The organism is Burkholderia sp. MBR-1, assembly GCF_013822785.1.
GTDB classification, from domain to species: domain Bacteria; phylum Pseudomonadota; class Gammaproteobacteria; order Burkholderiales; family Burkholderiaceae; genus Burkholderia; species Burkholderia vietnamiensis.
In genome coordinates this window covers 1,012,244-1,025,640 of sequence record NZ_CP053609.1, presented here as the reverse complement: position 1 = coordinate 1,025,640, position 13,397 = coordinate 1,012,244, and the positions used below count along the sequence as shown (strand labels likewise).

12 protein-coding genes are annotated in these 13,397 nt (G+C 67.7%); 8 read left to right on the top strand and 4 right to left on the bottom strand.

Annotation, left to right across the window (positions count from 1 at the left end; genetic code table 11):
* Positions 1–206: 206 nt before the first annotated feature.
* The 3 genes from MBR110_RS04680 (at position 207) to MBR110_RS04670 (ending at position 3,855) form a co-directional block, all read left to right on the top strand.
* The gene (locus tag MBR110_RS04680) at positions 207–971 is read left to right on the top strand and encodes a c-type cytochrome (RefSeq protein WP_034192684.1); all 765 of its coding nucleotides are present in this window, start codon (positions 207–209) and stop codon (positions 969–971) included.
* Between the two features lie 19 nt (positions 972–990).
* Positions 991–2,289 (top strand): c-type cytochrome, encoded by a 1,299-nt coding sequence (locus tag MBR110_RS04675; protein WP_014723593.1) that lies wholly within the window; start codon positions 991–993, stop codon positions 2,287–2,289.
* Between the two features lie 105 nt (positions 2,290–2,394).
* A complete protein-coding gene (locus MBR110_RS04670; RefSeq protein ID WP_059475635.1) occupies positions 2,395–3,855 on the top strand; it encodes a DEAD/DEAH box helicase in 1,461 nt (486 codons plus the stop codon).
* On the opposite strand, the gene MBR110_RS04665 is transcribed toward MBR110_RS04670, so the two are convergent.
* The 3 genes from MBR110_RS04665 to MBR110_RS04655 form a co-directional block, all read right to left on the bottom strand.
* Positions 3,849–4,358, bottom strand: a complete 510-nt coding sequence (locus MBR110_RS04665) for a hypothetical protein (protein ID WP_043291532.1) — start codon at positions 4,356–4,358, stop codon at positions 3,849–3,851. The genes MBR110_RS04670 and MBR110_RS04665 overlap by 7 nt on opposite strands.
* A 67-nt stretch (positions 4,359–4,425) precedes the next feature.
* Positions 4,426–5,253, bottom strand: a complete 828-nt coding sequence (locus tag MBR110_RS04660) for a ferritin-like domain-containing protein (protein WP_011885947.1) — start codon at positions 5,251–5,253, stop codon at positions 4,426–4,428.
* Positions 5,254–5,579: 326 nt separating this feature from the next.
* Entirely contained in the window at positions 5,580–7,220 is a 1,641-nt protein-coding gene (locus MBR110_RS04655) for a gamma-glutamyltransferase family protein (RefSeq protein WP_046423957.1), read from the bottom strand.
* Positions 7,221–7,533: 313 nt separating this feature from the next.
* On the opposite strand from MBR110_RS04655, the gene MBR110_RS04650 reads away from it, so the two are divergent.
* Positions 7,534–8,313 carry a DeoR/GlpR family DNA-binding transcription regulator gene (locus tag MBR110_RS04650; RefSeq protein WP_011885949.1) on the top strand — a complete coding sequence of 260 codons (780 nt, stop codon included), beginning with the start codon at positions 7,534–7,536 and terminating at the stop codon, positions 8,311–8,313.
* 300 nt (positions 8,314–8,613) lie between these two features.
* The gene (locus MBR110_RS04645; RefSeq protein WP_011885950.1) at positions 8,614–8,811 is read left to right on the top strand and encodes a hypothetical protein; all 198 of its coding nucleotides are present in this window, start codon (positions 8,614–8,616) and stop codon (positions 8,809–8,811) included.
* A 98-nt stretch (positions 8,812–8,909) separates the two neighbouring features.
* On the opposite strand, the gene MBR110_RS04640 is transcribed toward MBR110_RS04645, so the two are convergent.
* Entirely contained in the window at positions 8,910–9,278 is a 369-nt protein-coding gene (locus MBR110_RS04640) for a hypothetical protein (RefSeq protein WP_011885951.1), read from the bottom strand.
* 161 nt (positions 9,279–9,439) lie between these two features.
* Between MBR110_RS04640 and glpD the strand changes: the two genes are divergently transcribed.
* From glpD to MBR110_RS04625, 3 genes are all read left to right on the top strand, one after another.
* A complete protein-coding gene (gene glpD, locus MBR110_RS04635; RefSeq protein WP_059735413.1) occupies positions 9,440–10,963 on the top strand; it encodes a glycerol-3-phosphate dehydrogenase in 1,524 nt (507 codons plus the stop codon).
* A 118-nt stretch (positions 10,964–11,081) separates the two neighbouring features.
* On the top strand, positions 11,082–12,584 hold the full coding sequence (gene glpK / locus MBR110_RS04630; RefSeq protein WP_059735415.1) for a glycerol kinase GlpK: 1,503 nt from the start codon (positions 11,082–11,084) through the stop codon (positions 12,582–12,584).
* A 92-nt stretch (positions 12,585–12,676) separates the two neighbouring features.
* A complete protein-coding gene (locus MBR110_RS04625) occupies positions 12,677–13,393 on the top strand; it encodes an MIP/aquaporin family protein (RefSeq protein ID WP_011885954.1) in 717 nt (238 codons plus the stop codon).
* Positions 13,394–13,397 lie beyond the last annotated feature (4 nt).

Here is a 13,397-nt window from a genome sequence, read left to right as displayed (position 1 = left end):
ACGGCCAACGCGCACGCCGGTTCAGACTGCGACCATATAAAGCGCGTCAAATTGTCGCAAGTCGCAAACAGGCAGGAACCGACGTCCTTTTGCCAAATAGCCGTCATTACCCATCGGTGATAGAATGCCGCGTCGCAGCAGCCCGGCTGTCCTGCCGTCCATGCGCCGAGCCGATCGTAGCCCGGACAGGTCCCCGACGAATAAACATGGAGTCTCGTGTGTCTTCAAGACGCCTCTTCCGTCCGCTGCTCGCCGTTCTGTTGATCGGCGGCGCGGGCCTTACGAGCGCTGCCCAAGCGCAGACCAAGCCCACGGAGCAAGCGCACGCGCAGCAGGCGCCGCTCAAGGCACCCGATACGATGGCCGAGCGCGTGCGCGGCTGTACCGCATGCCACGGCGTCCACGGCCAGGGCACCGACAACGACTACTTCCCGCGGCTTGCCGGCAAGCCGGCCGAGTACCTGTACAACCAGCTCGTCAACTTCCGTGACGGCCGGCGCAAGTACCCGCCGATGAACTACCTGCTGACGTACCTGAACGACGACTACCTGAAAGAGATCGCCGAGCACTTCTCGGCCGAGCGTCCGCCGTACCCGACGCCGGCCAAGCCGACGCTGCCGGCCGCCACGCTCGCGCGCGGCAAGCAGCTCGTGATGCAAGGCGATCCGTCGCGCAAGCTGCCGGCCTGCGTGGCCTGCCACGGCGCGGGCCTGACCGGCATGCAGCCGGCGATCCCGGGTCTCGTCGGTCTGCACGCCGATTACCTGAGCGCACAGCTCGGCGCATGGCGCTCGGGCAACCGTCGCGCGAAGGCGCCCGACTGCATGCACGAGATCGCGTCGAAGCTGTCCGACGAAGACGTGACGGCCGTGACCGCGTGGCTCGCCGCACAACCGGCGCCCGCCAACCCCGTGCCGGCTCCGGCGCGTTCGATGAAGACTCCGCTCGCCTGCGGCAGCGAACCGCAATAAGGCAAGGGAGACAGACACAATGAAACGCAAGTCCCTGTTTGCACTCTCGGCCGTCGCGATCGTCGCGGCTGCCGCTCTCGTGCCCGTCCTGTGGCCCGGCAACGATACGCTGCACGGCGCTGCCGCCGTCGCCGCCACGCCGGCCGACCAGGCCGCGCTGATCAAGAAGGGCGAATACCTCGCGCGCGTCGGCGACTGTATCGCGTGCCACACGGTGCGCGGCGGCAAGCCGTTCGCCGGCGGCCTGCCGATGGCGACGCCGTTCGGCACGATGTACACGCCGAACATCACGCCGGACGACAAGGACGGCATCGGCAAGTGGACGTCGGACGACTTCTATCGCGCGATGCACACCGGCCGTTCGAAGGACGGCAGCCTGCTCTACCCGGGCTTCCCGTTCGCGAGCTACACGAAGGTCACGCGTGCCGATTCGGACGCGATCTACGCGTACCTGCGCTCGGTCGCGCCGGTGTCGGTGCCGAGCCGTCCGCACGAACTGAAGTTCCCGTTCAACAACCGCAACCTGCTGATCGGCTGGCGCACGCTGTTCTTCAAGGAAGGCGAATACAAGCCGGATCCGACCAAGTCGGTCGAATGGAACCGCGGCGCCTACCTCGTCGAAGGCCTCGGCCACTGCTCGATGTGCCACACGTCGATCAACATGATGGGCGGCCCGGTGAACTCCGCGGCGTTCGCCGGCGGCCTGATCCCGCTGCAGAACTGGTACGCGCCGTCGCTGACGAACGACAAGGAACTCGGCCTCGGCGACTGGCACGTGCAGGAGCTGTCCGACCTGCTGCAGGCCGGCGTGTCGCACCAGGGCGCGGTGTTCGGCCCGATGGCCGACGTCGTGCACAACAGCCTTCAGTACATGACCGACGAAGATACGCGCGCGATGTCGACGTACCTGAAGTCGATCCCGCAGAAGGCTGAAGCGCCGAAGAACATGCAATACGAGCCGTCGAAGCAGTTCGGCAACGCGCTGTTCGACCAGGGCAAGAAGATCTACGCCGACAACTGCGCGACCTGCCACGCCGAAAACGGCGCGGGCAAGCCGCCGGCCTATCCGCCGCTCGCGGGCAACCATTCGATCGTGATGGAATCGGCAGTCAACCCGATCCGCATGGTGCTGAATGGCGGCTATCCGCCGAGCACGTTCAAGAATCCGCGTCCGTACGGGATGCCGCCGTTCGCGCAATCGCTGTCGAACCAGGAAGTCGCGGCGGTCGTCACGTATATCCGGATGTCGTGGGGCAACAACGGTACGCCGATCTCGCCGCAACAGGTGAGCGACCTGCGTTCCGCGCCGCTTGACTAAATAACGCGCGACACAGACGGGGGCGCCCCTTTGCTTTTGGCGACGTCACTTCCCCGCGCTGGCCGCGCGAGGCGTCGCCGATCATAAAACTCAAGAGTGGTATCTATGTCTTTCGAATCTCTCGGCCTGGCCGAACCGCTCGTCAAGGCGGTCAACGAGCTCGGCTACACGTCGCCGACCCCGATCCAGCAGCAGGCGATCCCCGCCGTCCTCGGCGGCGGCGACCTGCTCGCCGGCGCACAAACCGGCACCGGCAAGACCGCCGGCTTCACGCTGCCGATCCTGCAGCGGCTGCATACCTTCTACACCGAGCATCGCGGCGCGAAGCGTGCGGTGCGCGCGCTGATCCTCACGCCGACGCGCGAACTCGCCGCCCAGGTCGAGGAAAGCGTGCGCGCGTACAGCAAGTACGTGAAGCTGCGCTCGACCGTGATGTTCGGCGGCGTCAGCATCAATCCGCAGATCGACGCGCTCAAGCGCGGCGTCGACATCGTCGTCGCGACGCCGGGCCGTCTGCTCGACCACATGCAGCAGAAGACGATCGACCTGTCGGATCTCGACATCCTCGTGCTCGACGAAGCGGACCGGATGCTCGACATGGGCTTCATCCACGACATCAAGCGCGTGCTCGCGAAGCTGCCGCCGCGGCGTCAGAACCTGCTGTTCTCGGCGACCTTCTCCGACGAGATCAAGGCGCTCGCCGACAGCCTGCTCGATTCGCCGGCGCTGATCGAAGTCGCACGCCGCAATACGACCGCGGAAACCGTCGCGCAGAAGATCCACCCGGTCGATCGCGATCGCAAGCGCGAGCTGCTCACGCATCTGATCCGCGAGCACAACTGGTTCCAGGTGCTCGTGTTCACGCGCACCAAGCACGGCGCGAACCGGCTCGCCGAGCAGTTGACGAAGGACGGCATCAGCGCGATGGCGATCCACGGCAACAAGAGCCAGTCGGCCCGCACGCGCGCGCTGGCCGAGTTCAAGAACAACACGCTGCAGGTGCTCGTCGCGACCGACATCGCCGCGCGCGGTATCGACATCGACCAGTTGCCGCACGTCGTCAACTTCGACCTGCCGAACGTGCCGGAAGACTACGTGCACCGCATCGGCCGCACGGGCCGCGCGGGCGCGACCGGCGAAGCGGTGTCGCTGGTGTGCGTCGACGAGAAGCAGTTGCTGCGCGACATCGAGCGGCTGATCAAGCGCGAGATTCCGCAGGAAGTGATCGCGGGCTTCGAACCCGATCCGAACGTCAAGCCGGAGCCGATTCAGCAGCGTCGCGGCCAGCAGCCGCGCGGCGGCGGCAACGGTGGCGGCGGTGGCGGCGGCAGTGGGAATCGTCAGCCGCGTGCGGGCGGCTCAGGCCAGGCCGGCGCGAAGCGCGACGCCAACGCGCAGCCGAAGGCCGCGAAGGCGGCCAAGCCGCGCGCGGCCGGCGGTGCGAGCGGTAACGCCAACGGCGGCGGCCGCCCGGCCGGCGGCGGCAACGGCGCACGTCCCGCCAACGGCAATGCCGCGCACCCGAACCGCAACCGTTCGTCGCGCAGCGGCCAGCGCGGTCACTGAAGCCGCGCGGCCGCGCGCCGCAGGTGCTCGATCTGGCGTTGCCAGCGCGCGAGCACCTCGGCGCGCGTCTCCCCTTCCAGCGCGAACGTGACACCCGTCGCGAGACGCGCATAGCCGACCCGCTGCGCATCGCCGTGTGCGATCGTCGCAGCGAATCCGCGCAAGCCGCCGACATCCGCGTCGAGCGGTTCGATACTCAGTTGTGCCTGAAAGAACGCGCCGTCGGCGACGAGCGTCAGCGCGGCCGCGCGCCGCTGCGCGAGCGCGCGCGCCGCACGCGATTGCGGCCATAGCGCGAGCAGCAGCGTGTGTGCGTCGCGTGCGAAGATCTCGCCCGCGCTCAGCAGCGTCGTGCGCAGCTGGCCGTCGTCGGTCGCGACGAGCAGCGACGCCGCAACGTCGGCATGGCGCTCGAGCGCGGTGCCGTCGAACAGCGAGACGACGGCCGACGGCCACGCGTCGAACGTCCATTGTTCGAGCGCGTGGCGATGGGTATCGGTCATGATGGCGGGCCCGGTGGAAAGCGAAACACGAGGCGACAGCATACGCGCGACGGGCCGCGCCGGGGGCTCAGCGCATGAACACGTGCCGCGTGATCTTGGTGAGCGGATAGTGGACGCTCGGCTGGATCTTCGCGGGCAGGTCGAGCGGCTTGAGCAGCATCTTCACGCACATGTCGGCCGACAGATTGCGCCGCACGAGCGAGCTGATGCGTGCGGCGCGCTCGCGGTTGTACTGATTGTCGCCGACGCGATCGGGATAGCGCACCGCGAACACGTGGCGCAGCGCGATCTCGGAGTCCTCGTTCTTGATCTCCATCACGCGGCGCATCAGCGCACCGAGCACCGCGAGCCGGCCGTTTCCTTCGAGCTTGTTGTACTTCTTGAAGAACTTGAAGAAGTGCTTGTAGTGGCGCACTTCGTCCGAGCGGATGTTGTCGGTGATTTCCTTCAGCACGGGCTCGTCCGAGCATTCGTTGATCGCGCGATAGAGCGTGGCCGTGCCCGTCTCGACGACGCAGCGCGCGACCATCTCGAGCGCGCGGGTTTTCTCGAACGCGTCGACCGAGCAGGTCTTCGAATACTCGGCGAAGAAATTCGCGAACGCGGTATCCCAGTCGAACTCGGGCCACACGTGCGCGATGTACGCCTTCAGCGCGCGCCCGTGCTGCAATTCTTCGTGCTCCCACGCACTGTTGAGCCACGCGGATACTTCCGGATCGTCGTTGAAGAACTCGCTCAGATTGCTCGTGTAGAGATCCGAGCCGCTTTCGATGAACGACGACGCGCACAACAGCAGCAGCAGATCCTCGTTCGCGGCGGCACGCTGACGATCGATCCGGTTCAGATCGATGTCCTCGATACGCCACGGCATGACATGCGTCGTTTCAGTAGGCATGGTGTTGCGCTCCCAGTCGTCGCGCGGCGCGCCGGCCCTTCCCTTCGGCACCGGCCCGGCGCCCGCAGGCGACGTTTTGCTTGCATTTATAGTGACTTGGTCCGGCCGAACCATCCTGGCATCTTAGCCGGAGATTTATGTTCGTGCTTCAACCACTGACCGTACCCGGCGCGCGCAGTTCCACCCGCCATGTTGCGCTTCGTTAGACGGGTTCTTCGAACCCCGCACGTGCCACGACATGCGCCACGTCAAGCCGGCTGGTCGGCTGGTTGGCTGTTTGGCCGATCGCCCTCGGATCGGCGCCGCCACCGACTGGAAGCGTTCCGTCAGAAACCGGCGGCGAGGCCGTCGCGGCGGCTGTCGCTCGCGGCCACGTAGCCGCGCTCGGGATCGTCGGGATCGAGGCGCCAGACGAACTGCCCGGAGCCGAAATCCATGTAAGGATCGTCGACCGACTTGATCGTATGGCCGCGCGCGGCGAGCGCGTCGACGGTCCGGCGGTTCATCGTCGCCTCGACGTCGAGCGTGAAGTCGCGGTTGACCTTCCAGCGCGGCGCGCAGCACGCGGCCTGCGGCTGCTGGTGGTAGCCGAGCATCCGCACGATGGTCTGCAGATGGCCTTGCGGCTGCATGTCGCCGCCCATCACGCCGAAGCTCATCACCGCCTCGGTGCGCCCGTCGACCTGCTCGGTGACGAACGCCGGGATGATCGTATGGAACGGCCGCTTGCCGCCCGCGACCACGTTCGGCGAGCGCGGGTCCATCGAGAAACCGTGCCCGCGGTTCTGCAGCGCAATGCCCGTGCCGGGCACGACGAGCCCCGAACCGAAGCCCATGTAGTTGGACTGAATGAAGCTCACCATCATCCCGCGCTCGTCCGCCGCCGACAGGTAGATCGTGCCGCCCGAATGCGGGCGGCCGGCCGCGAAGTGCGTCGCCCGCGTGCGGTCGATCAGCTTCGCGCGTTCGGCGAGATACGCGTCGTCGAGCATCTCGGCCGGCGTCACGTCCATCGCGCGCGGGTCGGCGACGTAGCGATAGACGTCCGCGAACGCGAGCTTCATCGCCTCGATCTGCAGATGCTGCGAATCGGCCGAATCGACGGGCCAGTCGGTCACGCCCACGTGCTCCGCGATGCCGAGCGCGATCAGCGCGGCGATGCCCTGCCCGTTCGGCGGAATCTCGTGGACCGTATGGCGGCCGAAGCGCTTGCCGATCGGCTCGACCCATTCCGGCCGGTACGCGCGCAGGTCGGCCTCGGTCAGCGCGCCGCCGCCTTCGCGCGCGAACGCCGCGAGCCGCGCGGCGAGCGCGCCTTCGTAGAACGCGCGCGGCCCGTCGTGGGCGAGCGTGCGCAGCGTCTGCGCATGGTCCGGCAGGCACATGCGCTCGCCGACGAGCGGCGCGCGCCCGCGCGGCATGAAGGTCTGGGCGAAGCCCGGCAGCGCGTGCAGCTCGGGCACGGCGGCCGCCCATTTGTGCGCGACGATCGGCGACACCGAATAGCCGCGCTCCGCGTGCTCGATCGCCGGTTCGAGCAGATCGGCGAACGGCAGCGAGCCGAACTTCGCGTGCAGCGCTTCCCAGCCGGCGATCACGCCCGGCACCGTGACGGTGTCCCAGCCGCGCGTCGGCTGCTTGGCGATGCCGTGCGCATCCTCGCCGTGACGCCGGCGGAAGTAGTCGGGATTCCACGCCGCCGGCGCGACGCCCGACGCGTTCAGCCCCGACAGCCGCTCGCCGTCCCATACGAGCGCGAACGCGTCGCCGCCGAGCCCGCACGACACCGGCTCAACCACCGTGATCGCGGCCGCGGCGGCCAGCGCCGCATCGACGGCGTTGCCGCCCTTCCACAGCATCCGCAGCCCGGCCTGCGCGGCGAGCGGATGCGACGTCGACACGACGTTGCGCGCGAATACGGGGATGCGGGTCGTCGGATACGGGTTGTGCCAGTCGAAGCCTGTCATGTCGGTTTTACCTCGTTGGAAGCTGGGATGAGCGCGCGGGGCGCGGGGTTCGGCCTCGGCTCGGGCTCGGGCTCGGGCTCGGACTCCGCTCGCGAGCCGTTCCAGCGCCGTCCCGGCCCGCACTCGAGCTCCCCGCCCCGCGCGCGAACGGTCCGTCATTGCAGCGCGATCCGCGTGCTCGCGCAAATTCATTTGCGACATGAAATCATGCACCTGCGAACTGTATCCGCGGCCGTGGTGCGCCGCCGGCCGCTGCGAACGCGGTTCGCGCCCTTACAATATCCGGTCCGCACCACGATTCGACCGCCGAGCCATGACCCGAGATCCCCGCCTCACCCTCAACGCGCGCCAGCAGGAATTGCTCGAATGGGTGCAGCGCGACGGCTTCGTGACGGTCGACGATCTCGCGTCGCACTTCGCGGTCACGCCGCAGACGATCCGCCGCGACGTGAACTGGCTCGCCGACCTGAACCTGCTGCGCCGCTACCACGGCGGCGCGAGCCTGCCGACCAGCTCGGAGAACGTCTCCTACACCGCGCGCCAGCGGATGTTCCACGACGAGAAGCGGCGCATCGCGGCGCTGGCCGCGTCGCACATCCCCGATCAGGCATCGCTGTTCATCAACCTCGGCACGACGACCGAGGAAGTCGCGCGCGCGCTGAATCGCCATCACGGCCTGCACGTGATCACGAACAACCTGAACGTCGCGTCGATGATGAGCGGCTACCCCGACTGCGAGGTGCTGATCACGGGCGGCATCGTGCGGCCGTGGGACAAGGGGATCGTCGGCGAGCTCGCGATCGACTTCATCCGACAGTTCAAGGTCGACTACGCGATCATCGGCACGTCGGCGATCGAGGCCGACGGCACGCTGCGCGACTTCGACACGCGCGAGGTGCGCGTGGCCGAGGCGATCATGCAGCATGCGCGCACCGTCTACCTGGTCGCCGATCATTCGAAGGTCGGCCGTCCCGCGCTGGTGCGCCAGGGGCACCTGAGCCAGGTGCACGCGCTGTTCACCGACAAGCCGCTGCCGCCCGAGATGACCGACACGGTGGCCGCCGCCGGCACCCAGGTGTACGTCGCCGAATGACCGCCGCGATGCTGCACCGCACGCGAAACTTCAAGTGAAATCAAGAAGTTCGCGCGCCGGCCGAACCGCTTGCGGCGCGCGCCTGTGTCAAACGGAAAATTAACGGGGCACGATTTGTCGTTGCCCGCACGCTCGACTAGACTCCAGTTCCCCGGCCCGTCGCACGATCCGCTCCTGGCAGCGCGTATGCGACATCCCGGCCGGCGAATGCAGCTTTTCCCCCCAAGCCCTACCCGCGGGGTATCGCGCACCGGCGTTCACGCCGGCCGCGCGGGCAGACCGGTTGCCATGGAGAGAACGATGCTGAGTCCGCATGAATTCGCCACGCTATTGCTTGTGAAGGACGCCCCCGACCAGGGCGACATGGAGCGCGATGAACTCGACGCGCTGCTCGAACAGCAACTCGTCCGGCTGGAAGGCCTGGGATCGGGACGCCGATATTGCGTGACCGAAACCGGCGACGCCGCGCTGCGATCCATCAAATACCGCTATTCATGAAGCGCCCGCCACACCGCCGTTCCAGATGACCCGCGCGCCGGCCGGATTCCCGGCCGCGCCGCTTTCCGCCTCCCTGCCGCCCTTCGTGCGTTCGCGCGTCAGCCGCCGCGCAGCGTCGGATCGACCGCCGCGCGCCAACTGATGGCCTGCGCGCGTGCGCCGTTGAAATACGCGATCCACGCGGCACGCTGCGCCGAGTTCGGCGCCGCGTAGCGCGCTGAAAGTTCGTTTACGAACGCACAATAGTTCGTTTCCGTCAGCCCCCGATAGCGTTTCGCCACGTACGCGTCGTACAGCGTCGAATAGACCGGCACCGCGTCGTCGCCCCAATCGCGCGCGGCGCCGCCGCAGCTCGTCTCCAGGTCGACGAACGACGGCGCGCGCCAGTTGCCCGCCAGCGGCGGCACACCGACGCCGCACCCCGCCAGCAACACGGCGCACGCGCCCGCCCACATCCCAATACGCATGATTCACCTCGCGAAACGGTCGATTGCGTCAGTATCGCCCGCGGTCGCGCCGCGCGCCACTGGCCCGCTTTTTCGAACTTTACTTTTTCGATTCCGTTCGTTAAATTTCGAATTCGAACATTTCATGTTCGCCAATTTCCATCAGACGATAAGGACAGCAGGTGACACAACCGAATCGCTACGATCTGCTCGTCGTCGGCGGCGGCATCAACGGCGCCGGCATCGCGCGCGATGCGGCGGGCCGCGGCCTGTCGGTGCTGCTTTGCGAGCAGGACGACCTGGCGTCGCACACGTCGTCGTGCAGCACGAAGCTGATTCACGGCGGCCTGCGCTACCTCGAATACAACGAGTTCGGCCTCGTCCGCAAGGCGCTGCAAGAGCGTGAAACGCTGCTGCGCGCGGCGCCGCACATCATGTGGCCGCTGCGCTTCGTGATGCCGCACATGCCGAACCTGCGGCCGGCATGGCTGATCCGCGTCGGCCTGTTTCTCTACGATCACCTCGCGAAACGCGAGCTGCTGCCCGGCTCGCGCGGCATCGACATGCGCCGCCACGCGGCCGGCGCGCCGCTGATCGACTCGATCAAGCGCGGCTTCGTCTATTCGGACGGCTGGGTCGACGACGCGCGTCTCGTCGTGCTGAACGCGCTCGACGCGCAGGAGCGCGGCGCCGAGATCCTCACGCGCACCAAGCTCGTGTCGGCGCAGCGCGTCGGCGACGCATGGGAAGCGCGGCTCCAGCTTGCCGACGGCTCGATGCGCGTCGTCCACGCCCGCGCGGTCGCGAACGCGGCCGGCCCGTGGGTCGGCGAGGTGCTGCACGGCGCGCTGGGCCGCGGCGCGCATCACAGCGTGCGGCTCGTGAAGGGCAGCCACATCATCACGCGCCGCCTGTTCGAGCACGACCACGCGTACATCTTCCAGAATCCGGACAAGCGGATCATCTTCGCGATCCCGTACGAACACGACTTCACGCTGATCGGCACGACCGACGTCGAATACACCAGCGATCCCGCGAAGGTCGCGATCGATCGCGACGAGACGCAGTATCTGTGCGAGTCGATCAATCGCTATTTCAAACGCAAGATCTCGCCGGCCGACGTGCACTGGACCTATTCGGGCGTGCGCCCGCTGCTCGAAGACGAAAACGCCGCGAACGCGTCGGCCGTCACGCGCGACTACCGGCTCGAGATGGACGACGGCGCCGGCGCGCCGCTGCTGTCGGTGTTCGGCGGCAAGATCACGACCTTCCGCAAGCTCGCGGAGGAAGCCGGCGACATGCTGTGCCGCGCGCTCGGCCGCGACGCGCCGACGTGGACGGCCGGCGCGCCGCTGCCCGGCGGCGACATCCCCGGCGCGAAGTTCGACGCGTTCGCCGATGCGTTCGCGACACGCCACCCGTGGCTGCCCGCCGCGCTCGCGCGCCGCTATGCGCGCGCGTACGGCACACGCGCGGAGCGCATGCTCGACGGCGCGCAGTCGCTCGCCGAGCTCGGCGCCGAAGTCGCACCGGCCCTGTTCGACGCGGAGCTGCGCTATCTGCGCGACGTCGAGTGGGCCACCTGCGCGCAGGACGTGCTGTGGCGCCGCTCGAAGCTCGGCCTGCACGTCGCGCCCGGCACGCTCGACGCGGTGACGGCCGCGCTCGACGCGTGGTTCGCCGCCGCACACGCGCCGCACGCCTGACCCGTTTGCAGTTGCAGTTTGCATTTGCAGTGGCCTTACCGATGTCGATTCACCGACGCGCCGCGTAATATGCGGCGCGCATCACAACTACGCCGATCCACGGATGGAGATGAGAGACATGCAGGACCAGTACATCCTCGCGCTTGACCAGGGCACGACGAGCTCCCGCGCAATGCTGTTCGATCGCCAGGGCAACATCGTTTCGATCGCCCAGAAGGAATTCGAACAGATCTACCCGCAACCCGGCTGGGTCGAGCACGACCCGCAGGAAATCTGGTCGACGCAAGCCGGCGTCGCCGCCGAAGCCGTCACGCGCACGGGCCTGAACGGCACGTCGATCGCGGCGATCGGCATCACCAACCAGCGCGAGACGACCATCGTCTGGGATCGCGAAACCGGCCAGCCGGTCTACAACGCGATCGTGTGGCAGGACCGCCGCACCGCCGACTTCTGCGATTCGCTCAAGCAGCAGGGCTTCGAGGCGAAGGTGCGCGCGAAGACCGGCCTGCCGATCGACTCGTACTTCTCCGCGACCAAGATCCGCTGGATTCTCGACAACGTGCCGGGCGCGCGCGACAAGGCGCGCCAGGGCAAGCTCGCGTTCGGCACGGTCGACAGCTGGCTCGTGTGGAACTTCACGAAGCACGAGCTGCACGTGACCGACGTGACGAACGCATCGCGCACGATGCTGTTCAACATCCATACGCGCGAGTGGGACAGCGAGCTGCTCGAGCTGCTCGACATCCCGCGCAGCATGCTGCCGGAAGTGAAGGCTTCGTCGGAAATCTACGGCCATACGAAGACGACGGTGTTCGCGTCGAAGATTCCGCTCGCGGGCATCGCGGGCGACCAGCACGCGGCGCTGTTCGGCCAGATGTGCACGACCTCGGGCATGGTCAAGAACACCTACGGCACCGGCTGCTTCCTGATGATGAACACCGGCGACAAGCCGATCGAGTCGAGGAACAACCTCGTCACGACGATCGCCTGGCAGATCGGCGACGACGTGCAGTACGCGCTCGAAGGCAGCATCTTCATCGCGGGCGCGGTCGTGCAATGGCTGCGCGACGGGATGGGCATCATCAAGACGGCCGCCGAAATCGAAGCGCTGGCCGCGCGCGTGCCGCATACCGACGGCGTCTATCTGGTGCCGGCGTTCGCGGGCCTCGGCGCACCGCACTGGAATGCCCGCGCGCGCGGCTCGGTGTTCGGCGTCACGCGCGGCACGACGTCCGCCCATCTCGCGCGCGCGGCGCTCGACGCGATCGCGTATCAGTCGCTCGACGTGCTGGCCGCGATGGAAGCCGACTCGGGGATCAGCATCGGCGAGCTGCGCGTCGACGGCGGCGCGAGCGCGAACAACCTGCTGATGCAGTTCCAGGCCGATCTGCTCGGCGTCGACGCGGTGCGTCCGCAGATCACCGAGACGACCGCGCTCGGCGCGGCCTACCTCGCGGGCCTCGCGATCGGCTACTGGAAGAACCTCGACGAAGTGCGCAGCCAGTGGCAGCTCGATCGCCGCTTCTCGCCGTCGATGCCGAAGGAGCAGGTCAAGCAGTGCATGGCCGGCTGGCAGCGCGCGGTGCGCGCGGCCAAGGCGTGGGCCGACGACACGCAGTAAGCGCGGCGCTGGCCGCAACACGTCCAAACGAAATACAACAACACCGGCGGGCCGCGCAATGCGCGAGTCCGCCGCACTCCAAGAGAGACAACATGTCACCTTATATTGCGGAATTCATCGGCACGGCGATCCTCGTGCTGCTCGGCAACGGCGCGGTCGCAAACGTGCTGCTTGCGAAGACCAAGGGCAAAGGCGCGGACCTGATCGTCATCGTGATGGGCTGGGCGATGGCGGTGTTCGTCGCCGTCTACGTGACCGCGTCGTTCAGCGGCGCGCACCTGAATCCGATCGTCACGATCAGTCTCGCGCTGGCGGGCAAGTTCGCGTGGTCGAAGGTCGCCGGCTACGTCATCGCGCAGATGCTCGGCGGGATGGCCGGCGCGCTGCTCGTGTGGCTCGCGTATCGCCAGCACTTCGCGAACGAAGCCGACGCGGACCTGAAGCTCGCGGTGTTCTGCACGGCGCCCGCGATCCGCAGCACCACGCACAACGTGCTGACCGAAGCGATCTGCACGTTCGTGCTGATCCTCGGCGTGCTGTACCTTGCGTCGCCGCAGGTCGGCCTCGGCGCGCTCGACGCGCTGCCCGTTGGCCTGCTGGTGCTCGGCATCGGCATCTCGCTCGGCGGCCCGACCGGCTATGCGATGAGCCCGGCGCGCGACCTGTCGCCGCGCATCATGCACGCGCTGCTGCCGATTCCCGGCAAGCGCGACAGCGACTGGCGCTACGCGTGGGTGCCGGTGATCGGCCCGCTGCTCGGCGGCGCCGCGGCTGCCGGCCTGTATCTGCGCCTGCACGCGATGGCCTGAGCGC